19 protein-coding genes and 1 pseudogene are annotated in these 24,027 nt (G+C 52.5%); 12 read left to right on the forward strand and 8 right to left on the reverse strand.

Features of this window, described 5'->3' with window-relative positions:
- Positions 1–2 precede the first annotated feature (2 nt).
- The gene (locus ACF2G4_RS00390) at positions 3–3,677 is read right to left on the reverse strand and encodes an AAA family ATPase (protein ID WP_409075304.1); all 3,675 of its coding nucleotides are present in this window, start codon (positions 3,675–3,677) and stop codon (positions 3–5) included.
- Positions 3,674–4,867 carry an exonuclease subunit SbcD gene (gene sbcD, locus ACF2G4_RS00395; protein WP_409075305.1) on the reverse strand — a complete coding sequence of 398 codons (1,194 nt, stop codon included), beginning with the start codon at positions 4,865–4,867 and terminating at the stop codon, positions 3,674–3,676. The genes ACF2G4_RS00390 and sbcD overlap by 4 nt, the downstream gene beginning before the upstream one ends.
- Before the next feature lie 335 nt (positions 4,868–5,202).
- Here sbcD and phoB point away from each other — a divergent pair, with 335 nt between their 5' ends.
- From phoB to proY, 6 genes are all read left to right on the forward strand, one after another.
- A complete protein-coding gene (phoB, locus tag ACF2G4_RS00400) occupies positions 5,203–5,892 on the forward strand; it encodes a phosphate response regulator transcription factor PhoB (protein WP_215847472.1) in 690 nt (229 codons plus the stop codon).
- Between the two features lie 14 nt (positions 5,893–5,906).
- Entirely contained in the window at positions 5,907–7,220 is a 1,314-nt protein-coding gene (gene phoR, locus ACF2G4_RS00405; RefSeq protein WP_215847471.1) for a phosphate regulon sensor histidine kinase PhoR, read from the forward strand.
- Between the two features lie 18 nt (positions 7,221–7,238).
- Entirely contained in the window at positions 7,239–8,165 is a 927-nt protein-coding gene (locus tag ACF2G4_RS00410; RefSeq protein ID WP_409075306.1) for a PstS family phosphate ABC transporter substrate-binding protein, read from the forward strand.
- Between the two features lie 173 nt (positions 8,166–8,338).
- Positions 8,339–9,442: a cobalamin-independent methionine synthase II family protein gene (locus tag ACF2G4_RS00415; RefSeq protein ID WP_215847470.1), complete on the forward strand. Its 1,104-nt coding sequence runs from the start codon at positions 8,339–8,341 to the stop codon at positions 9,440–9,442.
- A gap of 391 nt (positions 9,443–9,833) precedes the next feature.
- Positions 9,834–11,153 (forward strand): branched-chain amino acid transport system II carrier protein, encoded by a 1,320-nt coding sequence (gene brnQ, locus ACF2G4_RS00420; protein ID WP_215847469.1) that lies wholly within the window; start codon positions 9,834–9,836, stop codon positions 11,151–11,153.
- A gap of 69 nt (positions 11,154–11,222) precedes the next feature.
- Positions 11,223–12,575: a proline-specific permease ProY gene (proY, locus tag ACF2G4_RS00425; protein ID WP_243078421.1), complete on the forward strand. Its 1,353-nt coding sequence runs from the start codon at positions 11,223–11,225 to the stop codon at positions 12,573–12,575.
- Between the two features lie 754 nt (positions 12,576–13,329).
- On the opposite strand, the pseudogene ACF2G4_RS00430 reads toward proY, so the two are convergent.
- The 4 genes and pseudogenes from ACF2G4_RS00430 to ACF2G4_RS00445 all read right to left on the reverse strand — a co-directional run.
- Positions 13,330–13,683: pseudogene (locus tag ACF2G4_RS00430) on the reverse strand (histidine-type phosphatase); the annotation flags it as partial.
- A 28-nt stretch (positions 13,684–13,711) separates the two neighbouring features.
- Positions 13,712–14,524 carry an inositol monophosphatase gene (locus tag ACF2G4_RS00435; RefSeq protein ID WP_215847466.1) on the reverse strand — a complete coding sequence of 271 codons (813 nt, stop codon included), beginning with the start codon at positions 14,522–14,524 and terminating at the stop codon, positions 13,712–13,714.
- Between the two features lie 186 nt (positions 14,525–14,710).
- A complete protein-coding gene (locus ACF2G4_RS00440) occupies positions 14,711–15,961 on the reverse strand; it encodes a mechanosensitive ion channel family protein (protein ID WP_409075307.1) in 1,251 nt (416 codons plus the stop codon).
- 85 nt (positions 15,962–16,046) lie between these two features.
- Positions 16,047–16,628 carry an ACP phosphodiesterase gene (locus ACF2G4_RS00445; protein ID WP_409075308.1) on the reverse strand — a complete coding sequence of 194 codons (582 nt, stop codon included), beginning with the start codon at positions 16,626–16,628 and terminating at the stop codon, positions 16,047–16,049.
- Positions 16,629–16,732: 104 nt separating this feature from the next.
- Between ACF2G4_RS00445 and queA the strand changes: the two genes are divergently transcribed.
- The 5 genes from queA (at position 16,733) to secF (ending at position 22,304) form a co-directional block, all read left to right on the forward strand.
- Complete coding sequence (gene queA, locus ACF2G4_RS00450; protein ID WP_215847463.1) at positions 16,733–17,803, forward strand: tRNA preQ1(34) S-adenosylmethionine ribosyltransferase-isomerase QueA; 1,071 nt, start codon at positions 16,733–16,735, stop codon at positions 17,801–17,803.
- Between the two features lie 168 nt (positions 17,804–17,971).
- On the forward strand, positions 17,972–19,120 hold the full coding sequence (tgt, locus tag ACF2G4_RS00455) for a tRNA guanosine(34) transglycosylase Tgt (protein ID WP_215847462.1): 1,149 nt from the start codon (positions 17,972–17,974) through the stop codon (positions 19,118–19,120).
- Positions 19,120–19,452, forward strand: a complete 333-nt coding sequence (gene yajC, locus ACF2G4_RS00460) for a preprotein translocase subunit YajC (RefSeq protein ID WP_215847461.1) — start codon at positions 19,120–19,122, stop codon at positions 19,450–19,452. Before tgt ends, yajC begins: the two co-directional genes overlap by 1 nt.
- 25 nt (positions 19,453–19,477) lie before the next feature.
- On the forward strand, positions 19,478–21,325 hold the full coding sequence (secD, locus tag ACF2G4_RS00465; protein ID WP_215847460.1) for a protein translocase subunit SecD: 1,848 nt from the start codon (positions 19,478–19,480) through the stop codon (positions 21,323–21,325).
- Positions 21,326–21,335: 10 nt separating this feature from the next.
- Positions 21,336–22,304, forward strand: coding sequence for a protein translocase subunit SecF (secF, locus tag ACF2G4_RS00470; RefSeq protein ID WP_215847459.1), 969 nt, complete (start codon positions 21,336–21,338; stop codon positions 22,302–22,304).
- 54 nt (positions 22,305–22,358) lie between these two features.
- Here secF and ACF2G4_RS00475 read toward each other — a convergent pair whose 3' ends face one another.
- Together ACF2G4_RS00475 and lysM are read right to left on the reverse strand one after the other, a co-directional pair.
- Positions 22,359–22,928 (reverse strand): DUF3251 domain-containing protein, encoded by a 570-nt coding sequence (locus ACF2G4_RS00475; protein ID WP_243078418.1) that lies wholly within the window; start codon positions 22,926–22,928, stop codon positions 22,359–22,361.
- A 16-nt stretch (positions 22,929–22,944) separates the two neighbouring features.
- The gene (gene lysM, locus ACF2G4_RS00480) at positions 22,945–23,388 is read right to left on the reverse strand and encodes a peptidoglycan-binding protein LysM (RefSeq protein WP_215847458.1); all 444 of its coding nucleotides are present in this window, start codon (positions 23,386–23,388) and stop codon (positions 22,945–22,947) included.
- Positions 23,389–23,574: 186 nt separating this feature from the next.
- On the opposite strand from lysM, the gene nrdR reads away from it, so the two are divergent.
- Complete coding sequence (gene nrdR / locus ACF2G4_RS00485) at positions 23,575–24,024, forward strand: transcriptional regulator NrdR (protein WP_215848327.1); 450 nt, start codon at positions 23,575–23,577, stop codon at positions 24,022–24,024.
- Positions 24,025–24,027: the final 3 nt, after the last annotated feature.

Here is a 24,027-nt window from a genome sequence, read left to right on the forward strand (position 1 = left end):
CCTCACGGGCTGGGCAAATCGAGTTTGCTGTAGCCCAGACCATTCATTTTCTGCACTTTGATCTGCACCGGAATACGCTCTTTCATCGCCTCGACGTGACTGATCACACCAATGGTTTTGCCGCTGGCGTTGAGCGCATCCAGCGCATCCAGCGCGGTATCCAGCGTTTCGGCGTCCAGCGTACCGAAGCCTTCATCAAGAAACAAAGATTCGATACGCGTTTTATGACTCACCAAATCGGACAGCGCCAGCGCCAGCGCCAGGCTTACCAGGAAGCTTTCGCCGCCAGAAAGCGTGCGCGTGTCACGGGCGGTGTCGGCTTGCCAGGTATCGACAACGTCCAGTTCCAGGAGATCCAGCGCGCGGCGTTGCAGCAGATAACGCCCGTGTAAGCGATCCAACTGACGATTGGCCAGCGCCACCAGATGATCAAGCGTCAGCCCTTGGGCGAACCGGCGGAATTTGTCGCCGCTGGCCGAGCCAATCAAATCATTGAGCAAGCTCCACTGCGCCAGCGCGACGTCGTCTTGTTCAATCTGCTGCATTAATTCTTGCTGCTGAGCGCGCAACGTTGCATCGCTAAGTAACTGCTGCTGCGCCTGTCCTTGCTGACTGGCGTTATCGCGGAGTGCCAGCCGCAGACTTTCTAGCTGCTCACTTAATGCCTCAGCAGATGTCGGCATATTCTCTGGCTTCGCCTGCTGATGCGCGGCAAAACGCTGCTGTACTTCCGCCAGTCGCGCCCGTTGTTGTTGCTGTTGCTGATCCAACTGTTGCAGGTGATGACGCAACTGCTGCGCAACCTGTTCCTCCAGCAAAGCCGCGCGCAGGCTGGCTTCATCGCTAAAGGCGGCGGCGCTCAAGGCGCTGTTGAACGCCTGCTCGGCATCGGCCAGGCGCGTTGCCAGCGAGGTTAACTGGGTATCCATCACTGTCAGCTGTCCGCCCAGGCTGCTGACTTGGGTTTGCGCTTGCTGCCAGCGGCTTAAGCTTTGCGCCAGCTGTGTCTCTTTTTGTTGCAGCGTCGCCTGCATCTGCTGGCGCGCAGACAACACATCACGATCGCCAAAAAGTGAAGTGCGCCGTTGGCGCTGTGCGTCAAGCTGCGTGATGATCAGCGTGAGCTGTTGTTGCTGAGTGTTAAGGCGTTGCTGCTCGCTTTCAAGCTGCTGCTGAAGAGCGTTGACCTGGCTTTCAGCGCGCGTCAACTGCGGTTGCAGTGTGGCGAGCCGCTGCTCGCTCTTTTGCCACTGCTGCCAACGCTGCTGCTGAGCCGCTAACCAATTTTCACGTTCTTCCGGCGACGGCGACGTTAGCGCGGCATCGGTCAGTTGCTGTTGTAGCGCATCGTTAAGCTGCTGCCAGTTAGCGTGTTCCTGCCGTTGACGCTGCTGCACGCCTTCCAGCGTTTGCTGCTGATTTTTTAAGGTTTGCTCAGCCAGTTGCTGCGCCTGCTGATGTTGCTGTAAAGCCTGCTGTTGCTGAACGTAGCGCTCTTTCGCGGTCTGGCGTGCGCGCTCAGCGGCGTCCTGCGCCTGAAGCAGTTGATATAGCCGGGTTTCCTGCTCGCTTTGCTGCTGCTGCCAGCGCGTTAAATCAGCCTGATCGTTAAGCGTGAAGGTAAGTGCCAGCTCACTGCTCAGCGCTTGCCACTGCTGAGTAAGGGTTTCATTCTGACGGGTAAAATCAGCGATCTCTTCGCGCAGCGTTTGCTGCTGAAGGGTGAACTGATTTAGCTGCTCTTTTTTGCTGGTTCCCGCTTCTCGTAATGCCTCGACCTGAACTTTAAGCGCCGCCAGCCGCTGCTGGTTTTCGCTGATTTCCAGTTGGGTGTAAGCCTCAACTGCCGGATGGGTGCAAGAACCGCACAGCGGGCAGGGCTGATCGGCCTCAAGGCGTGCGCGGTAATCAGCGAGATCGGCAATATGCTGTTCCAGCGCGCAAATCTTCTCGACATCTGTTAGCTGCTGATTTTCACGCTTCCAGTCATCACGCAGCTTTTGCAGTTCAGCTTCGCCCTGCTGGTGCGCTTTTTCCAGCGCAACAAGGCGCTGCTGACGTACATTAAGCTGCTGTTGCAGCGGTTGCCACTGCGAGGCGATAAGCGTCAAGTTCTGTCGCTTATCACGGCTGTTTTGCAGTTGCGTAAGGGAATGACGCACCGTTTCAGGCGGATCGTTTTGCTGTAGCGAAGTTAGTACTTGCTCCGCCTGTACCACTACTTGTAAAGCCTGCTGTTCGGCTTGTTGCAGCGGTGCTGCCTGTTGCGCTTGTTGGCTAAACTGCTGCTGCTGCTGGGCTAACTGCTGCTGCAACTGTTGATGCTGCTGGGTTAATTCAGCCAGCACGATTTCACGCTGGGTTAACTGGGCAAACCGTTCCTGCCACAGCGACAGCGATGCGCCCCATTGCGCCACATCCGCCAACTGCGCGCAAATCACCTGCTGAGCGGCTTGCTCTTTTTGCAACGTCTCAAATTGCGCATTTTCACGCGACAGCGCTTGCTGTGCCTGCTCGCAGACGCGTTGTTGCCGATCCTTTTCACCTTGCTGCTGCTGTGCTTGTTGATGCAGCGTGGCGATCTGCTGATCGAGTGGAATCACCTGTTCCGTTAACAGCGTTTCCTGCTGTTGCTGCACGTTCAACGTCTGTTCGCGCACCTGCTGCGCGTCGGTGTAGGCCAGTTGTTCACGTTGTTGAGTCGCAAGAGACGCCTGATACTGCTGTGAAAGCTGCTGTTGAGCCTGCAGCACCTCACGCTGTTCGCGCTGTAATTCGTCACGCTGTTGCAGCTTGCCGCGCAGCTTCTCTGCCGGTTCGCTGCGAGCCAGCCGCTGACGATCGACCTCGGCGGCTTGCCACGCCTGTTCTGCCTGTTGCAAGGCGTCAGCGATCTGCCGCACATCAGTACTGAACTGCTGCGCCTGCTGCTGCCATTGCTGCTGTTGATGGGCATTATCATATTGCGCGGTTAGCGTCTGCTCCGCTTCGGTAAGTGAAGCGATTTGCTGCTGTAACGCCGCTCGCGTTTCGGTATCAAGCAGCGCCATACCGCCCGCTCGGCTGCGCAGCAGCGCTAAGGCATTTTTTGATTCTTTATGACGTTCAAAGATTGCCATGGAAATCAGGCCATAAATTTCTGTGCCGGTGAGTTCTTCCAGCAGTTCAGCCCGTTCGCCTGATTTGGCGTTAAGAAAAGCAGCAAACTGGCCTTGTGATAGCATCATTGAACGCGTGAAGCGTTCGAAATCGAGGCCGGAAAGCGTTTCGATCAGCTTTAGCTTGTCGCTGACTTTGTCTGCGACAATCTGATCGTCGGCACAGCGTGCCAGTTCCACGCGTGGTGCCTGCAACTTGCCATCCGCCGTGCCGCGTGCGCGGTTCTGGCTCCAGAAGGCGCGCCAGGCTTCGCCTTTGATTTCAAATTCAACTTCCGCCAGACATTCAGCGCAGTCGCGCGTCATCAACGCATTTTGTGTTTGTGAGATGGCACCAAGACGCGGCGTTTGGTGATACAGCGCCAGGCAAATGGCATCCAGCAAGGTGGTTTTACCCGCGCCGGTTGCGCCGGTAATGGCAAATAATCCATTGCTGGCAAAAGGTTCTGCACGGAAGTCGATAAACCACTCACCGCGTAACGCGTTGAGGTTTTTAAAACGTAGCGTGAGGATCTTCATGTGTTCTCCTCAATGTCAGCCAGCGTGCTGCGGAACAGCGTATTGAGCTGCTGGAGTTGTGCTTCATCCATGTCGCTGTCCAGGGCTAAGCGGCGAGCAAATACCTCTTCTACTTTCAGTTCGCTCAGCGTTTCGTTCTCAAGCCGCGCAAGGCTGTGCTGGCGCAGTTCACGGCTGCGGCGCAACAGCAGCACCTCAACCGGCAATTCAGCGGTCAGCGCTTCAACCCGACGCTGCAAATCACTGAGATATTCCTGCGTCGTGACTTCAATATCCAGCCACACCGGTTTCTCATCCTGATAGGTTTGATATTCGGCAAGCTGCTGCTCAATTTGCGCCAGCGAGCCTTTGAGCATCTGCATCGGCTGAAACTGCGGCACCGTAAGCGGCGTGACGCTTTGCAGACCATGGGGGGCAAATTCAAGCAGGAAAACGCTTTTTTCCGTGCCTAATTCATCAAAACTCAGCGGAATGGGGGAGCCGCTGTAGCGAATATGTTCACTGTTGGCCACGCGCTGCGCACGATGAATGTGGCCCAGTGCGATGTAATCGGCGGCAGGGAAAGCGGAAGCCGGGAATGCATCTAACGTCCCGATATAGATATCGCGCACTGACTCGCTTTTGCTCACGCCAATCGTGGTGAGATGGCCTGTGGCGATAATCGGCAAGGACAATGCATGCGCCTGGGCGGCGACAAAACTGCGCTGATAGTGGGCGGAAATAGCGTCCAGCAGGTTAACCTGTTTTTCGCGGCCTGATTGACCTGCACGGCTGCGCATGATGTCACGCGGACGCAGATAGGGAATGGCGCACAGCAGCGCGCCCGGTTCGCCCTTACGGTTGTTCAGCACCAGCACTTCGTCAACCGGTGTCGCAATAACGCGGGTATTCAGGCAGGCAAGCAGCTCGCGTGACTCATTCAGTGTGGCCACCGAATCGTGATTACCTGCCAATATCACTAACTGGCAGCCGCTGGGCTGTAGCGCCACCACAAAGCGGTTAAACATTTCACGTGCATAGCTTGGCGGTGTACCGGTATCAAACAAGTCACCGGCGACGATCAAGGCATCGACCTGATGTTGCTCAATCTGTGCCAGTAGCCATTCAAGGAAAGCCTGATGCTCAGCTGCCCGGCTTTTATTGTAAAAGAACTGCCCCAAATGCCAGTCCGCGGTATGAATGATGCGCATAGAACTCCCTGCTAAAACCAAATGCCCGGCGATTATACCTCATACTTCAAGCTGCAGATGCGTTGGCTGCGCGTGCGTGCTCCGGGCTCTTATCCGCTTGCCGCCTCCCTGCAGCTCGAATTATTTCGGCTATCAATTTATAAATGCTGCCTGCTTAAATAAATTTTCACGTCTGGCCTCAGCGCTTAACGCAAATCATAAAATGTTATGTCGCTGTCAACGTTCGGTATTAAAGCCTGATTTAACAGGGTATGTTTTTCATAAAAGTGTCACAAAACTGACGCATAATGGCGCCGCGAACATCAGTGACAGCCGTCATATCAGCAGGAGTAATAATGGCTAAGCGCATTTTGGTTGTGGAAGACGAAGCCCCAATCCGTGAAATGTTGTGTTTTGTTCTGGAGCAGAACGATTATCAGCCAATCGAGGCGGAAGATTATGACAGCGCGGTCGGTAAACTGATTGAACCCTGGCCCGATTTGATTCTGTTGGACTGGATGTTACCCGGCGGCAGCGGTATTCAGTTTATCAAGCACCTTAAACGCGAAGCGATGACGCGTGATATTCCGGTGATGATGCTGACCGCTCGAGGCGAAGAAGAAGACCGCGTGCGCGGTCTGGAAGTGGGCGCGGATGACTACATCACCAAGCCGTTTTCACCGAAAGAGTTAATGGCACGTATTAAAGCGGTGATGCGCCGTATTTCACCGATGGCGGTGGAAGAGGTGATTGAGATTCAGGGCTTGAGTCTGGATCCTTCCTCACATCGCGTAATGTCGGAAAGCACGCCGTTGGAAATGGGCCCGACCGAATATAAATTATTGCACTTCTTTATGACGCACCCGGAACGCGTGTACAGCCGTGAACAGCTGTTGAACCACGTTTGGGGCACCAATGTGTATGTCGAAGATCGTACCGTTGATGTGCATATTCGCCGTTTGCGCAAAGCGCTGGAACTCTCTGGCCACGATCGCATGGTTCAAACCGTTCGCGGAACAGGTTATCGTTTCTCTGCCCGCTACTAAACGGAGCCTTACCCGTGCTGGAACGCCTCTCCTGGAAGAGATTATTGTCGGAACTGGTGCTGGCGTCTTTGCCCGCGCTGATTCTTGGCCTGCTGTTCGGCTACTTGCCGTGGCTACTGCTGCTCAGCGTGTTGGGCGTATTGCTGTGGCATTTCCATAACCTGATGCGTTTATCGCATTGGTTATGGCTGGATCGCACCATGACGCCACCGACCGGGCGCGCCAGCTGGGAACCGTTGTTCTACGGTTTGTATCAAATGCAGCTGCGTAACCGGCGGCGGCGGCGAGAGCTAGGCAATCTGATCAAGCGTTTCCGCAGTGGGGCAGAGTCGCTACCGGACGCCGTTATTCTCACCACCGAAGAGGGCACCATTTTCTGGTGTAACGGCCTGGCGCAGCAGCATCTTGGCTTACGCTGGCCAGAAGATAATGGTCAGAACATCCTGAACCTGCTGCGTTATCCTGAATTCTCCCGCTATATTCGCCAGCGCGATTTTGATAAGCCGCTGACCCAAGTGCTGAATAATCAGCATCACATGGAATTCCGCGTCATGCCCTACAGCGAAGGGCAATGGCTGCTAGTGGCGCGTGATGTCACGCAAATGCACCAGTTGGAAGGGGCAAGGCGCAACTTCTTTGCCAATGTCAGCCATGAACTGCGCACGCCGTTAACGGTGCTGCAAGGGTATCTGGAGATGATGAACGATGCGGTGATGAACGAAAAGTCGCGGAGCAAAGCGCTGCACACGATGTCGGAGCAAACGCGCCGCATGGACAGTTTAGTGAAACAGCTTCTGACTTTGTCACGCATTGAAGCCGCACCCGCTATTGATCTAAAAGAGAAAGTCGATGTGCCAATGATGTTAAAGCTGCTGCAACATGAGGCTGAAACGCTGAGCGGCGGGCGGCATGAAATTCATTTCCATACCGATCCCCACTTGAAAGTCTTTGGCAACGATGAACAACTGCGCAGCGCCATTTCCAATCTGGTTTACAACGCCGTTAATCATACGCCGGAAGGCACACGCATTGATATCAGCTGGCTGCGCAGCCGGCAGGGCGCAATCTTTAAAGTCTGCGATAACGGGCCAGGTATCGCGCCAGAACATTTGCCGCGTCTGACCGAGCGTTTTTATCGGGTCGATAAAGCCCGCTCGCGAGCAACAGGCGGCAGCGGCTTGGGCTTAGCTATCGTTAAGCATGCGCTGAGCCACCAAAACGCGCGGCTGGAGATCACCAGTATTCCTCATCAGGAAACCTGCTTTACCTTTACGCTGGCACCGAGGTTGATTGTCAGCATCGGGATGCAGGAGAATGCAGTTCATTAACGGTTAATGGACGTCCTCATGCGTGCGCTTCTTTACTCTCTTCTTTTGTTGCTGCCTGCCATAACGCAGGCACAATCGATTACGCTTTCCGGCAATTTAAGCAGCGTAGGATCGGACACGCTGGGCTACCTGATGACATTGTGGGGCGAGGACTTTAGCCGTCAGGCACCGGGAGTCAATGTGCAGGTGCAGGCGTCCGGTTCTTCCACTGCACCCACCGCATTAGCCGCGGGTGCTGCTCAACTGGGCGCAATGAGCCGCCCAATGCAGGTAGATGAACGTCAGGCATTTGAAGCGCACTACGGTTATCCGCCACTGGCGGTACCGGTAGCCATGGATGCTTTGGTGGTGGTGGTGAATCAGCGCAATCCGTTGCAGCAGATTGAGCCGCGTCAGCTCGACGCGATTTTCTCTATCACCCGACTGTGCGGCGCAACCGCCACTCCCGCTCGCTGGGGCGATCTCGGACTGCAACAAGCGGATTGGATAAAGCGAAATTTGCAGCGTTACGGCAGAAATTCCGCTTCCGGTACATGGGGATTCTTTAAACAGCAGGCGCTGTGCAATGGCGATTTCCGTAGCGACGTGGCAGAGTTTCCCGGTTCAGCTGCGGTGGTGCAAGCCGTTGCAGGCAACCCGCGAAGCATTGGCTATGCCAGCTTCGGCTTTCATCTCAGCGGTGTAAAAATGTTGTCGGTCGTCAACGCAGAGGGTGCCGCGGTAGCGCCGGATGCGAACACCATTCGCAGCGGTCAATATCCGTGGGCGCGCCCGCTTTATCTTTATGTGAACAAAGCGCCGGGTAAACCTTTGCCTCCACTTGTCGCGGCTTTTTTACAACAGGCGCTGTCGCCACAAGGCCAGCGTCGTGTAAGCGAGGCTGGTTATCTTCCCCTTTCAGATAAGCAAATCGCGCAGGCGCGCGCTGCGCTTGAAAATAATTAACCTGATTATCGCTCAACATGAATTTCTTTCACGTTACCTGAAATTTCTTCTATTGCAGATGAAGGGTTCGCATGTCACTCTTTGGTTAGACATATAGCCATCCAGATGGCCAAAAATAACCAAGCGAAATTATTCCCTGCCGCAATTATGTGTCAGGTGAGTCAGAGGTGATCATGCAACAACATACAGCCCCGTTCCGTGCCGATACCGTGGGTAGTTTCCTGCGTCCTGCAGCCATTAAACAGGCGCGTGAGCAGTTTGCTGCAGGCGAAATTGATGCAGTTGAACTGCGCCGTGTAGAAGATGAAGCGATTCGCGATGTTGTGGCTAAGCAGCGCGAAAATGGCCTGAAAGTGGTCACTGACGGCGAGTTTCGTCGTGCATGGTGGCACTTCGACTTTTTCTACGGTTTGGAAGGTGTCGAGCGCTATGAAGCGGATCAAGGCATCCAGTTCAACGGCGTACAGACCAAAGCGCATGGTGTGAAAGTGGTCGGCAAACTGGGTTTTGCTCATCATCCGATGCTGGAACATTTCCGCTTCCTGCAAAGCGTAGCCGGTGACGCAGTGCCGAAAATGACCATTCCAAGCCCGAGCGTGCTGCACTTCCGCGGTGGCCGTAAAATGATTGATGCCAACGTCTATCCCGATTTAGCGGAATACTTTGACGATCTTGCACAGACTTATAAAGACGCCATCAAAGCCTTTTACGACGCGGGCTGCCGTTTTCTGCAGTTGGATGATACCGTTTGGGCATATCTCTGTTCAGAAGATCAGAAAAGCCAAATCCGTGAGCGCGGTGATGATCCTGAAGAGTTGGCGCGTATTTATGCACGCGTCCTGAACAAAGCGTTGGAAGGTAAACCTGACGATTTAACGATCGGACTGCATGTCTGTCGCGGCAACTTCCGTTCAACCTGGATCTCAGAAGGCGGCTATGAGCCAGTGGCTGAAATCTTATTTGGCTCCGTGAATGTAGATGAATTTTTCCTGGAATATGATAACGAGCGTTCTGGTGGTTTCGAGCCGCTGCGTTTTATCAAGCCTGGCCATCAACAAGTGGTGCTTGGCTTAGTCACCACTAAAAACGGCGAGCTGGAAGATCCAGAACAGGTGAAAGCGCGTCTGTCGGAGGCGGCAAAGTTTGTCAGCCTTGATCAGATCTGCCTCAGCCCGCAATGTGGTTTTGCCTCGACTGAAGAAGGCAACAGCCTGAGCGAAGAGCAGCAGTGGCAGAAGATTCGCCTGGTGGTCGAAATCGCTAATCAAGTGTGGTAAGGCTGTAAAGTTGTGCAGACAGGCGCGTAAAACGCGCCTTTTGTGCATCTAAGAATCGGTTAATGCTGAAACTTCCCACGGCTTGAGGAAAAAATAAGCACATCATCTTATGTGCTTAGGCTAAATATCGAAGCTATTCTCTAGCTTTGCCTTAAATTGCATGATTAACGTCTGGTTTCCCGATCCCGTATTGCCTTTCTCCGCTATAAACGTTTTACTTAGCGCCGTTGTCGATCCATCCCTCCGTGAACAGAATAAAAGCCGCTTAAATCACCTGCGCTTTACCTCACGACGAGCATAATGCGCTGACATTGGCTAGCAAGTCGTTGTTTTGACGCAGCGAGGGGACAACGCAAACTCAACTTCCACCGCAACATCAGTGACAGGCCGTATGACACATCGTTTAACTCCGAAAGACATTCTCGCGCTGGGCTTCATGACGTTTGCCCTGTTTGTTGGCGCGGGCAATATTATATTTCCGCCGATGGTTGGTATTCAGTCTGGTGAACATGTCTGGATTGCCGCGCTTGGTTTCCTTATTACCGCTGTAGGTTTGCCGGTGATCACCGTTGTTGCGCTCGCGCGCGTCGGCGGCGGCATTGATGCGCTCAGCTCGCCGATCGGCAAAGTGGCGGGTCTGGTGCTGGCGACCGTGTGCTATCTGGCCGTTGGCCCGCTGTTTGCCACTCCGCGCACCGCAACCGTCTCCTTTGAAATCGGCATTGCGCCGCTGACAGGTGACGGCCCGCTGCCGCTGTTTATCTATAGCCTGATCTATTTTGCCTTAGTGATCGGCGTTTCGCTCTATCCGGGTAAATTGCTGGATACCGTTGGCCATTTCCTCGCACCGCTGAAAATTATAGCGCTGACCTTGCTGGGCCTGGCTGCGCTGCTGTGGCCTGCAGGCGATATCATTCCCGCAACGGTAGATTATCAACGTGCGGCTTTCTCAAGCGGCTTCGTTAATGGTTACTTGACGATGGATACGCTGGGTGCGCTGGTGTTCGGTATTGTTATCGTCAATGCGGCGCGTTCACGTGGCGTAGAAAGCGCTGCCTTACTGACGCGTTACACCATCCTGGCTGGCCTGATTGCCGGTGTTGGCCTGACGCTGGTTTACCTCAGCCTGTTCAAACTGGGTTCAGGAAGCGGTGCGCTGGTTGATCAAAATGCCAACGGTGCGGCTATTCTGCATGCTTATGTCCAGCAGACTTTCGGCGGTATGGGTAGCCTCTTCCTGGCTGTACTGATTTTCGTTGCCTGTATGGTGACAGCCGTTGGCCTGACTTGTGCGTGTGCAGAATTTTTTGCACAACACTTGCCGCTGTCGTATAAAACGCTGGTGTTTGTGCTGGGCCTGTTCTCAATGGTGGTGTCGAATCTTGGTCTTAGCCATTTGATTCAGATTTCGATTCCGGTGCTGACAGCTATTTATCCGCCATGCATCGTGCTGGTCGTGCTGAGCTTCACCCTGAACTGGTGGAACAAAAACAGCCGTATCATCGCGCCGACCATGTTGGTTAGCCTGCTGTTCGGTATTGTTGATGCTATCAAAACCACCGAGTTCAAAGCGCTGCTGCCTGCCTTCAGCCAACACTTGCCGCTGGCAGATCAGGGACTTTCCTGGTTGCCACCGTCGTTAGTGATGCTGCTGATTGCTGCGGTGGTCGATCGGGTGAAAGGGCGCGAACAGGTTAGCGTTCACTCGTAACGGTAAACAGTTTTTTCTCTAACCACGGGCTTGCCCGTGGTTTTTTCATTTTCACAGGTACAGGTTGTTATGCAAGAAACCAATAAGCTCAAACGCGGACTGAGCACGCGCCATATCCGTTTTATGGCGCTGGGATCGGCGATTGGAACCGGGCTGTTTTACGGTTCTGCTGATGCTATCAAAATGGCGGGACCGAGCGTTTTGCTCGCTTACATTATCGGTGGCGCAGTGGCTTACATCATCATGCGTGCGCTGGGTGAGATGTCGGTGAACAATCCACAGGCCAGCTCTTTTTCTCGCTATGCCCAAGATTACCTTGGCCCTTTAGCCGGGTATATCACCGGCTGGACCTACTGTTTTGAGATCCTGATCGTCGCTATTGCCGATGTCACCGCTTTCGGTATTTACATGGGCGTCTGGTTTCCCGATGTCCCACACTGGATTTGGGTATTGAGTGTGGTGCTGATTATCGGTGCCGTGAATCTGATGAGCGTTAAGGTGTTTGGCGAAGTCGAGTTTTGGTTCTCTTTTTTCAAAGTCGCCACCATTATCGTGATGATTTTGGCCGGTTTTGGCATGATTATCTGGGGGCTTGGCAACGGCGGACAGCCCACCGGCATCCACAATCTGTGGACCAATGGCGGCTTCTTCGCTCACGGTATTGTTGGCATGTTGCTGTCGCTACAAATGGTGATGTTTGCCTACGGCGGCATTGAAATTATTGGGATTACAGCGGGTGAAGCCAAAGATCCGGCCATTTCCATTCCCCGTGCTATTAACTCTGTTCCCATGCGTATTCTGGTCTTCTACGTCGGTACGCTGTTTGTCATCATGTCGATTTACCCCTGGAATCAGGTCGGCACTTCCGGGAGCCCATTTGTATTAACCTTCCAGCATCTTGGTATTGCTGCAGCGGCTTCAATCTTGAATTTCGTGGTGTTGACCGCGTCGCTGTCAGCGATTAATAGTGATGTCTTTGGCGTGGGACGCATGCTGCATGGCATGGCACAGCAGGGCCATGCACCGAAGATCTTTATGAAAGTCTCTGCACGCGGTATTCCATGGGTCACGGTGGTGGTCATGATGTTTGCCATGCTGATTGCGGTGTACCTTAATTACCTGATGCCCGAAAAAGTCTTCCTGGTGATTGCTTCACTGGCAACGTTTGCCACGGTTTGGGTATGGATCATGATCCTGCTGTCGCAGATCGCTTTCCGTCGCAAAATCGGTAAAGAAGCGGCCAGCAAACTGAATTTTGCGCTACCCGGTGGTAGCTGGACAGCCGGTGTGGGCGTGGCGTTTTTAGTGTTTATTATCGGCCTGATTGGTTATTTCCCGGATACGCGTATCTCGCTGTATGTCGGTATGGTGTGGATCGTTGTACTGCTGCTCGGTTATAAACTGGTGCGTAAGCAGGCTTGATCGCGAGAGAGCCTCTCTTCATGAGGGGCTCTCTTTCTATCTGTTAAATAGCTTAACAGGTGGGTGTCAGTAATTAGGCTGGCAATGAATAAATCCGGTGAAGTGTAAGTTTAGCGGGCGTTAAATCGCTTTTAAAAAATCGAATAATACCCGGCCAACTCATCCGCGAAAACAGATGGATTATTATTAAAACGGATTCAGCAAAGCGTTAAAAAATTTATTGATGTATTTTTTTATATTTAAATATTATTTATCTTTTAATTTCAATAGGTTGACTAATTTAATTATATTGCTGTGTGAATAAATAAAAGCGGCGAAACTATTCGCCGAAACAAAATCAAAAAAAATAAAGAGAGTAATTCAAAGGGATGATTGACAGCGCTATCCTAATACAAAAATATAGTGCCGAACAGTCTCTGTAATGAAATGAGAATTGTGCCATTTGCTGATTTTTTAATTAATCATGGTACGTGAACTATTTATTTATTTTACCCTGTTATTTATTAGCATTCAGAACCGAAGTATCGTAATTAATGGGGTATATTTATTTATAATACAGCGCCTTAGAGAATGCCTCTGCGCTGAATTGATAAGGTTAAAGCGTACTGGCCGGCGTTATTCTACAGTTTGTCTGATGCCGTGTCGTTGCGCCGTGTATAACACGTCATTACTGAGGTCGTCTTTGGCTATGAGAAGCCGCAATAACGGAGTGATTTGCGCCGTGGCCGGGAAAGGCATCCTCAACCAATGCTTATGCGATGGCGCGGGTGCGTTGAAGTGGGCTGGCGGGCGCATATGTCTCATCAGGCGTTGGGCGGCCCGTGCTGAGCAGCCCTAAATGACGATAATGTTCGCCTTGCCAGCGTCCTTTATTCACCACCGCGCTATAGTCATGCCCGGATAATTCACCGTCGGCGAAACTCCACGTCGTCCGGGCCGTGGCCGCTTCTGTGTCCTGGCGATTACCCCGCATAGGAGGGCGAACGCCATGACGACTCAGCTTTACCTCTTTTTCTAACTGATACTGTTCCTCTGCGTGTAGCGGGGGAGTCACCCGCCGCCGCGAGCAAAATACCCCTGCTCGCCAGCGGAAAAAGGGGGCAGCCATCTTAGGCGCCTGTGTCTGCCTGGCGTATTTAGTCGAGCAGGGCGCTATTATCGACCAATGCTTTGATTTGCTGATAAATAGCCGCATTGGCTAACAATACTGGATTACCCTTTTTCAGCCCGTCGTTGCGCAAATAATCATTGGTCACACCGCCTGCTTCACGCATTAAAACGATACCTGGCAAGCTATCCCATGGATTCATGTGCGCTTCGTAATAGCCGATTAGCCGTCCTGCAGCCGCCCAGGCACTGGTTAAAGCGCCAGAGCCGATGCGAATAAACATTCCACCCTGAGCGGTTAACCCCGTAATCAGCGAGGTGACGCTTTCTGAGGGAACGCGGCTGGAATTACTTAAACCGAGTAAACCTTCATTTAAATGCTGGGCGTTATGAGCATGAATCCGGGTTTCATTCATCCATGCACCTTGTCCCTGACGGGCATGAAACAGCTCCTGATGATTGGGATCGCACACCACACCGATCACCGCTTCGCCTTCGCATAACACGGCCAGCGAAACGCACCAGTTATGCAGCCCATTAATGAAACAGGCGGTACCATCAATGGGATCAACCACCCAAACATAGGTGGCACCTTGCGTATTACCGCCACTTTCTTCGCCGATCACCGCGTCGTCCGGGTAACGTTCAGCGATCAGCGTTTTGATCAGGTCTTCCACGTTGCGGTCGGCTTCGCTGACGACGTCCTGGAGATCCCTCTTGTGTTCCACCACTAATTTTTGGCGCTGTTGATACCAGGAATAAGCACGGCTGGCAGCCGCACGGGCAATTTCGCAGGCATAACGGTAGCGCGCGTCTGTTTCAGAAGTCGAAGCGGATGACATCTTTCCCTCTTATGATTTTGAGACATATCGAACGGAAGAAACGCCTGAGCAGGCGGTCTGGCTGTGTGATCGACTTAACAAAAGTTAAGAAAGGCTTCATTAAGCCGCAGATAGCCACCGATGGCAAGAAGGGGAGAAGTGCGTCCGCACGCTTTTTACCGCATACGGACTTTTTCGAGAAGGCAATTAAGCGTTAGCTTTACCAATCATACGCATATCATTGCCGGTTGGCGCCTGATGAACGCGCAGACCGAAGGTCGGCAGCACAGCGAAAACATGGTCAAAAATATCTGACTGAATATTTTCATACTCTTGCCAAATCGTGGTGTTGGTAAAAACATAAATTTCCACCGGCAAACCGTCCTGGCCTGGTGCCAGCTGGCGCACCATTAGCGTCATGCCTTTATGAATTTGCGGATGCGTTTTCAACCAGCTTTCAAGCCAGACTCGGAAGGTGCCAACATTCGTCAGACGACGACCATTCAGTGGCGAGGTGAGATCGCAACCTAACTGTGCGTTATAGGAAATCAATTCCTGCGTTTTACTCTCCAGATAAGGTGACAACAGAAGCGCGCTTTTCAGCGATTGCACATCATCCTGCTCGAGAAAGAGGATGCTGGTGGTATCAATGTGAATGCTGCGCTTGATGCGGCGTCCGCCTGATTCTGACATACCGCGCCAGTTTTTGAACGAATCAGAAATCAACGCGTAGGTTGGAATGGTAACAATGGTGTTATCCCAGTTACGCACTTTCACCGTGGTCAGGCTAATGTCGATAACGGCACCGTCAGCACCATATTTCGGCATCTCCAGCCAGTCATTCAGCTTCAGCATGTTATTCGCAGAGAGCTGGATGCCCGCCACTAATCCCAGAATCGGATCTTTAAACACCAGCATCAGCACCGCGGTCATGGCACCTAAACCCGTGATTAGCACGCCCGGCGATTTGCCTAACAGCAGCGAAATTACCATGATAATCATCAAAATAGCGGCGATAAGCTTCAGAGTTTGAATAATGCCGCGTACGGGAATCTGCTGCGCTAGCGCGCTGTTGCTGCTTAACTGCTGCAAAATATCCAGCAGCGAGAAGAACATCAGCAGCGCAAAAATCATCATCCAGACTTGTGCCACCACAATAATGGCGGTGTAAACCTGCTCGCTGTTATGCAAGAAGAGTTCAGTTTGCAGTTTGAATAACACGCCTTGCATCAGCCAGACAAAACGGCTGAACAGGCGATTATGAATCATGGCTTTTGGCCACTGGCGGCTGCTTTTTTCAGCATGGTTACGTAGCAACGGCATCAGCGTGCGATGAAGGATGACGTGGGTAATAACAGAGATAAGAATAATTGTCGCCAGCACAATTAACAGTGCGACGGTATCGGTGTAATGCTGGAGGCCAGCTTCTTTGAGCCAGCTGATAATATGTTGCTGCATGATTTTCCCTGGTGAAGCGCAAATAAAGTCGCCGCAGAGATTACGGTGCTCAGCCCAGGAACGTTATACGGATTGGTCTCGAATTCTAAAGTTGCCGCTGGTGTGCCAGCGCCATCAGGCGCGGGTAAAACTGAAAGAAAAGTTTCTCTAGCGCCGGATAGTGATCGACAAAATCCTGATAGGAGTCGCGCAGGGCAGCTAAGCGTGGACGCCGGCTCGCCATGCCATGCAGCACGCGTTCAAGCCTTGCGGGCTGTGCATAATGCTCAAACCAGCGTTCACGCCACATCACGGCGTTTAGCGATTTAAACTCATCAGGCGTGGACGCCAGCTGCGGCATAATCTCTTTTTCTGCGATGGCAGAAAATTGCGCCAGCGACTGCGTGGTATGAAACGTGGTCCAGTGACGCGCCAGAAAATGATCCCAAATCACGTCCAGAGTAATTGGCGCAACGCGATAGGTTTCGGGGCGAAACAGCTGACGCGCTTCACGGACTTCTGGCAGCGAATCGGTCATGACGTCTAGACGACGGTGCATAAGAATGCCGTCAGCGACCGGCGTTGGCCAGTGCTGATGCGGGTTTCCGCGAACGAAATCAGCCATCAGATTGCCGAGTAACGAGCTGTCGGCGAGCTGGGCGAGGTGAAGATGAGCAAGAAAGTTCATGGGCGCATTATAGGCTGAACTGCCTTTGCGCAGCCAGTTGTTCAGAATTGGTCGATTTTCCGCTAAACTGTGCCGCCTGTTTTTGCCTGAGAAAGAAGTCTTGCATGCGTGTCGCCGATTTTGCTTTTGAATTGCCCGAATCTCTTATCGCCCATTACCCGCAGGCGCAGCGCAGCGGTTGCCGTTTGCTGTCGCTGGATGGCCAAAGTGGCGCACTAACGCACGGCGTATTTACGGATGTGCTGGATAAGCTCAACCCCGGTGATCTGCTGGTATTCAACAATACCCGCGTGATTCCTGCACGTGTCTTTGGTCGCAAAGCCAGCGGGGGCAAAATCGAAATGCTGGTAGAGCGCATGCTCGACGACAAGCGCGTGCTGGCACATGTACGCGCCTCAAAAGCGCCTAAACCGGGCGCAGAGTTGCTGCTGGGCGATGACGAAAGCGTAAAAGCCACTATGGTGGCACGCCATGATGCGCTGTTTGAAATCGTCTTTGAAGATGACCGCGCCGTGCTGGACATTCTTAACAGCGTCGGGCATATGCCGCTGCCGCCTTATATTGATCGTCCCGATGAAGAGGCAGACCGTGAACTTTATCAAACGGTTTACAGCGAACGTCCGGGTGCGGTAGCAGCGCCAACCGCCGGTTTGCATTTTGACGAACCGCTGCTTCAGGCGCTGAAAGAGAAGGGCGTTGAAATGGCTTTCGTTACGTTACATGTCGGCGCGGGAACCTTCCAGCCGGTGCGCGTTGAAACCATTGAAGAGCATCATATGCACGCCGAATACGCCGAAGTACCGCAAGAAGTGGTCGATGCGGTGCTGGCGTGTAAAGCGCGCGGCAATAGAGTTGTGGCGGTAGGCACGACTTCAGTGCGTTCGTTGGAGAGTGCGGCGAAAGCCAGCCAGGAGGCATTGATTGCCCCTTTCTTTGACGACACCCAAATTTTTATCTATCCGGGCTACCACTATCAGGTGATCGACGCGTTGATCACCAATTTCCATCTGCCCGAATCGACCCTGATTATGCTGGTTTCGGCCTTTGCCGGCTATCAGCACACCATGGCAGCGTATCAAGCTGCTGTGGCTGAGCAATATCGTTTCTTCAGTTATGGCGATGCGATGTTTATCAGCAAAAACCCGCAGGCACCGCAAGAGATCGTCGGCGCCTGATTATATTAGCGATAACCTAAATAATTCGAATTGCCTGAAAGCGGCAAACGCGTTCATCCCAATGAGCTTACTCTGGTCAGTGATTCGGGTGGACAAGAGCAGCCAACGCGCAGGCAGTTTGAAGTATGACGGTTATAAGCATCGGACTGTATCTCCGATGGAGGCTTTGTGAAATTTGAACTTGATACCACAGACGGGCGCGCGCGCCGTGGCCGTCTGATTTTTGATCGCGGTGTGGTAGAAACCCCGGCGTTTATGCCAGTCGGGACTTACGGCACAGTAAAAGGAATGACGCCGGAAGAAGTGCAAGAAACCGGCGCTCAGATCATTCTGGGCAATACCTTCCATCTCTGGCTGCGTCCGGGTCAGGAGATCATGAAACTGCATGGCGATCTGCACGATTTTATGCAGTGGAAAGGCCCAATCCTGACCGATTCCGGCGGGTTCCAGGTCTTTAGCCTTGGCGACATCCGTAAAATCACGGAAGCGGGTGTTCATTTCCGCAATCCGATCAATGGCGATGCAATTTTCCTCGATCCTGAAAAATCGATGGAGATTCAACATGACCTTGGTTCTGATGTCGTGATGATCTTTGATGAATGTACGCCATATCCTGCTGATTGGGACTACGCCAAGCGTTCAATGGAAATGTCTTTGCGCTGGGCAAAACGCAGCCGCGACCGCTTCGACAGCCTGGGTAATAAAAATGCGCTGTTTGGCATTATTCAGGGATCTGTTTACGAAGATTTACGAGATGTCTCGGTGAAAGGTCTGGTAGAGATTGGCTTTGATGGGTACGCTGTGGGCGGCCTGGCGGTGGGTGAGCCTAAAGAGGACATGCACCGTATTCTTGAGCACGTTTGTCCGCAAATTCCGCACGATAAGCCGCGTTATTTGATGGGCGTCGGCAAGCCTGAAGATTTGGTGGAAGGCGTTCGTCGCGGTGTCGATATGTTCGATTGCGTCATGCCAACGCGTAATGCGCGTAATGGTCATCTGTTTGTGACCGACGGCGTGGTAAAAATTCGTAATGCCAAGCACAAAGATGATGTTTCGCCACTGGATGCAGAGTGTGATTGTTACACTTGTCGCAATTACAGCCGTGCGTACTTGCATCATCTCGATCGTTGTAACGAAATACTGGGCGCGCGACTGAATACTATTCACAATCTGCGCTATTACCAGCGCCTGATGGCGGGTTTACGCCAAGCCATCGAAGAGGGTAAATTAGAGCGCTTTGTTAACGAGTTCTACCAACGGACGGGCAAAGAAGTTCCGCCTTTAACGTCTGACAATTCATCAATGAGGGAAATTTAATGAGCTTTTTCATTTCTGACGCCGTGGCCGCAGCAGGCGCACCGTCTCAGGGAAGTCCGTATTCTCTGGTGATCATGCTGGTGGTATTTGGCCTGATTTTCTATTTCATGATCCTGCGTCCTCAGCAGAAACGTGCAAAAGAGCACAAGAAGCTGATGGATTCTATCTCTAAGGGTGATGAAGTACTGACTAGCGGTGGTTTAGTGGGCCGCGTGACGAAAGTATCAGAAACCGGTTACGTTTCTATCGCGTTGAATGAAACGAATGAAGTGGTTGTTAAACGTGATTTCGTGGCTGCCGTCCTGCCGAAAGGTACTATGAAGGCGCTGTAATTTTTATTTCCCTAAGGGAACTGCCGTGTTAAATCGTTATCCTTTGTGGAAGTACATCATGCTGGTCGTCGTCATTGCTGTCGGCCTGCTATACGCACTTCCCAACCTGTATGGTGAGGATCCGGCCGTTCAAATCACTGGTGCGCGCGGAAGCGCCGCCAGTGAGCAAACGTTGGATCAGATTCAGTCCGCATTAAAACAAGATAATATTCAGAGCAAATCCGTTGCGCTGGAAAATGGCGCTATCACGGCACGCTTTGCTAACACTGACGTGCAGTTACGCGCCCGTGAAACCATCCTGAAAGCGCTTGGCGAAAACTATGTTGTTGCGTTAAACCTTGCCCCTGCTACGCCACGTTGGCTCTCTCTGCTTTCAGCAGAGCCCATGAAACTTGGCCTTGATCTGCGCGGTGGCGTGCACTTCCTGATGGAAGTGGATATGGATACCGCATTAGGCAAACTGCAAGAGCAGAACGCCGACACGCTGCGTAGCGACCTGCGCACAAAAAACATTCCTTATACCACTGTCAATAAAATCGCTAATTACGGTGTGGAAATTCGTTTCCGCGACGCGGCAAGCCGCGATGCTGCCGTCTCTTGGTTAAGCTCACGTCATCAGGATCTGGTGATCAACAGCAGCGGGGCGGATTCATTGCGCGCCACCATGAGCGATGCACGTCTCAGCGAAGCCCGTGAATATGCTGTTCAGCAGAACATTACTATCCTGCGTAATCGTGTGAACCAACTGGGTGTTGCCGAGCCGCTGGTACAGCGTCAAGGTTCTGATCGCATCGTGGTTGAGCTGCCAGGTATTCAGGACACTGCGCGTGCCAAAGAAATTTTGGGTGCAACCGCAACGCTGGAATTCCGCGTAGTGAACACCAGCGTGGATCCAAGTGCGGCGGCTAGCGGACGTGTACCGGGTGATTCAGAAGTTAAAGACATGCGTGATGGCCAGCCAGTCGTGCTGTACAAGCGCGTGATTCTTACGGGTGACCACATCACTGATTCGACGTCGAGCATGGATGAATACAACCAGCCTCAGGTGAATATTTCACTGGATGGCGCGGGCGGTAACATCATGTCCAACTTCACCAAGGACAACATCGGTAAACCGATGGCGACCTTGTTCGTGGAGTACAAAGACAGCGGCAGAAAAGATGCAAACGGGCGTTCCATTCTGGTGAAGCAGGAAGAGGTGATTAACGTCGCTAATATCCAGTCTCGCCTGGGTAATAGCTTCCGTATCACGGGTATCAACAACCCGAACGAAGCACGTCAGCTCTCGCTGCTGCTGCGCGCCGGTGCGTTGATCGCGCCGATTCAGATTGTTGAAGAGCGCACTATCGGTCCAACCATGGGTCAGCAAAATATTACCCAGGGTCTGGAAGCCTGCTTGTGGGGCCTGCTTGCCTCCATTCTGTTTATGGTGGTGTTCTACAAGAAATTCGGCTTGATTGCGACCAGCGCACTGTTGGTTAACCTGGTGTTGATTGTCGGCATTATGTCGCTGTTGCCGGGTGCAACGTTAACCATGCCAGGCATTGCCGGTATCGTGTTGACGCTGGCGGTGGCCGTTGATGCCAACGTTCTGATAAACGAACGTATTAAAGAAGAGCTGCGTAATGGGCGTTCCGTTCAGCAGGCAATTCATGAAGGTTATAAAGGCGCCTTCTCAAGTATTGTCGATGCCAACGTAACGACGCTGATCAAAGTTATCATTCTTTACGCGGTCGGTACCGGTTCGATCAAAGGTTTTGCAATTACCACAGCAATTGGTATTGCCACCTCCATGTTCACCGCGATTGTTGGAACCCGTGCCATTGTTAACCTGGTTTACGGTGGCAAACGCATCAACAAGCTGTCTATTTGAGGAGTGCGTTGTGGCACAGGATTATTCTATTGAGCAGTTGAACCACGGCCGTAAAGTCGTTGACTTTATGCGCTGGGATACGCTGGCCTTCATCATTTCGGGGCTACTGATTGTTGCCGCGATTGCCATTGTCGGCGTGCGTGGTTTCAACTGGGGTCTCGATTTTACCGGCGGTACGGTTATTGAGATCAGCCTTGAGAAACCCGCCGATCTCGAGGTGCTGCGTGGCGATTTGGTGAAAGCGGGCTTTGATGAGCCGCTGGTGCAGAACTTCGGTAGCAGCCGTGACGTGATGGTGCGCATGGCGCCCGTTTCAGGTCCGGCGGGCACTGAGTTAGGTAACAAAGTGGTCTCGGTAATTAACCAAACCACGCAGCAAAGTGCCACCGTGAAGCGTATCGAATTCGTTGGCCCAAGTGTGGGCAGCGATTTAGCGCAAGCGGGTGCGATGGCGCTGCTTTCGGCCCTGATCGCGATTCTGATCTATATCGGTATTCGCTTTGAGTGGCGTTTGGCGCTGGGCACCGTGCTAGCGCTGGCGCATGACGTGATCATTACCTGCGGCCTGCTGGCGCTGTTCCACATCGAAATCGACCTGACCATTGTCGCGTCGCTGATGTCGGTAATTGGTTACTCACTCAACGATAAAATCGTGGTTTCTGACCGTATCCGTGAGAACTTCCGCAAAATTCGTCGCGGCTCTTCTTACGACATCACTAACGTGTCGCTGACCCAAACGCTGAGCCGTACCTTGATCACCTCGCTGACGACGCTGGCGATGATCCTGATCCTGTTCATCTTTGGTGGTGCGTTGCTGAAAGGCTTCTCGCTGACCATGTTGATCGGTGTGACGATTGGTACCGTTTCGTCGATTTATGTCTCTTCAGCGCTGGCGCTGAAGCTGGGTATGAAACGCGAACATATGCTGGTACAGAAAGTAGAGAAAGAGGGCGCTGATCAGCCTTCAATTCTGCCGTAATTCTGGCAAATAAAATGAAATGGGCTGCCAACTGGCAGCCCATTTTTTTTGCGCTTACTGCGCAGCAGAGACGGTTGGGGCGGCGCTTTCTCCCACCACATCGTGCACGCGGATATAACCCAGTTGATCAGGCGTTATCCCACTCAAACGCAATGGCACGCTAACCGACGTTTGCGGCAACAGCGCGGCTGGCACGTCAATGGTTTGATTAAGGCTGTCAGCGTTGAGCGGTTTTCCGCTAGCCGGATCCAATTCACCCCAGACAACCGTGGCGCGCAGAGCGGGGATCGGCTGATCGCCGGTGGCACGGATGTTCAGATTCGCGCGTGAACCATTCGCTTCACCTTCAACCCGAGACAGCGACAAGCGGAGCGTACCGAGCTGCGTCTGGAGTTCTACCGGCGTATTCGCTTGCGGAACTAACCATGCGCCTTGCTGTGAGTGGCTATTGAGTTGCCCCTGAATTTCCAGCGCGCTGGCCTGTGAGGTCAAATGCTGCATCTGCTGATTGAGCTGGCTCACTTCCTGATGCAGCTTATTCACTTTAGGCGTAGAAGGCGTGCTGCTACAGCCGCTGAGAAATACCAGTGACATCGCCATCGGCGCCCAAACCGTCCTGATCATAATTTATCCTTGTCAGTTATTTCGGAATTCGTAAAACCTGGCCTGGATAGATCTTATCAGGATGCGACAGCATTGGCTTGTTCGCTTCGAAAATCTTGTTGTATTCATTAGGATTTCCGTAAACCTGTTTGGAAATCGCGCTCAAGGTGTCACCTTTCTTCACGGTATAAAGCTCCGCTTCAGGTGCGCTGTCGCTTACGGTAACCTTATCTTCAACTTTGGTGATACCCGCTACGTTTCCGGCTGCTACCAGGATTTTTTCTTTCAGCTCCTGAGTAATGCCATCACCGGTTACGGTAACGGTATCGCCATTGACCTGCACATTGACTTTATCGCTGTCCGGTAATCCTAATTTGTTGATATGGTCCTGAAGTTTTTTGTTTTGGTCGTCATCGTGACCGCCGCTCACCGCATCCCACAACTTTTCACCAGCCTCTTTCACAAAATTAAACAAACCCATAAAACCTCCGATTGTTAGTAGTCTTGTGCTGCAAGGCAGCTTTATAAGCGTAGTGGTTTTTCAATAACTAAGGTGCACGCGTTGTCTGGCTGTGAGCCAGGCGATGGAAAGGCACGGGAATAGATTTTGTTGAAATGCAGTTCGCGCTACACTGTATGGCCCATTTATCTCGCGTCAGGTAACGTCATGCATTGCCCATTCTGCTCCGCTGTGGACACCAAAGTGATTGATTCTCGTCTGGTTAGTGAAGGATCGTCGGTGCGTCGCCGTCGTCAGTGTTTGGTGTGCCATGAGCGTTTCACCACATTTGAAGTGGCCGAATTGGTCATGCCGCGTGTAGTGAAAAGCAACGACGTGCGTGAACCCTTTAATGAAGACAAGCTCAGCAGCGGCATGATGAAGGCGCTGGAAAAACGGCCCGTTAGCGCTGACGCCGTCGAGAGTGCAGTCAACCATATCAAAACCCAACTGCGTGCCACTGGCGAACGGGAAATCCCCAGCAAAATGATTGGCGCATTAGTGATGGATGAGCTGAGAAAGCTCGATAAAGTGGCCTACATTCGTTTTGCTTCGGTGTATCGCAGTTTTGAGGATATTCGTGATTTTGGCGAAGAGATCGCCCGCTTACAGGATTAAACC

The organism is Pantoea phytostimulans (assembly GCF_046118715.1).
GTDB lineage: Bacteria > Pseudomonadota > Gammaproteobacteria > Enterobacterales > Enterobacteriaceae > Pantoea > Pantoea phytostimulans.

Coding starts and splice junctions, on each gene's coding strand:
- ACF2G4_RS00390 (WP_409075304.1), bottom strand. CDS start 3,677: ATGAAGATCCTCACGCTACGTTTTAAAAACCTCAACGCGTTACGCGGT.
- sbcD (WP_409075305.1), bottom strand. CDS start 4,867: ATGCGCATCATTCATACCGCGGACTGGCATTTGGGGCAGTTCTTTTAC.
- phoB (WP_215847472.1), top strand. CDS start 5,203: ATGGCTAAGCGCATTTTGGTTGTGGAAGACGAAGCCCCAATCCGTGAA.
- ACF2G4_RS00410 (WP_409075306.1), top strand. CDS start 7,239: ATGCGTGCGCTTCTTTACTCTCTTCTTTTGTTGCTGCCTGCCATAACG.
- ACF2G4_RS00415 (WP_215847470.1), top strand. CDS start 8,339: ATGCAACAACATACAGCCCCGTTCCGTGCCGATACCGTGGGTAGTTTC.
- brnQ (WP_215847469.1), top strand. CDS start 9,834: ATGACACATCGTTTAACTCCGAAAGACATTCTCGCGCTGGGCTTCATG.
- proY (WP_243078421.1), top strand. CDS start 11,223: ATGCAAGAAACCAATAAGCTCAAACGCGGACTGAGCACGCGCCATATC.
- ACF2G4_RS00435 (WP_215847466.1), bottom strand. CDS start 14,524: ATGTCATCCGCTTCGACTTCTGAAACAGACGCGCGCTACCGTTATGCC.
- ACF2G4_RS00440 (WP_409075307.1), bottom strand. CDS start 15,961: ATGCAGCAACATATTATCAGCTGGCTCAAAGAAGCTGGCCTCCAGCAT.
- ACF2G4_RS00445 (WP_409075308.1), bottom strand. CDS start 16,628: ATGAACTTTCTTGCTCATCTTCACCTCGCCCAGCTCGCCGACAGCTCG.
- queA (WP_215847463.1), top strand. CDS start 16,733: ATGCGTGTCGCCGATTTTGCTTTTGAATTGCCCGAATCTCTTATCGCC.
- yajC (WP_215847461.1), top strand. CDS start 19,120: ATGAGCTTTTTCATTTCTGACGCCGTGGCCGCAGCAGGCGCACCGTCT.
- ACF2G4_RS00475 (WP_243078418.1), bottom strand. CDS start 22,928: ATGATCAGGACGGTTTGGGCGCCGATGGCGATGTCACTGGTATTTCTC.
- lysM (WP_215847458.1), bottom strand. CDS start 23,388: ATGGGTTTGTTTAATTTTGTGAAAGAGGCTGGTGAAAAGTTGTGGGAT.
- nrdR (WP_215848327.1), top strand. CDS start 23,575: ATGCATTGCCCATTCTGCTCCGCTGTGGACACCAAAGTGATTGATTCT.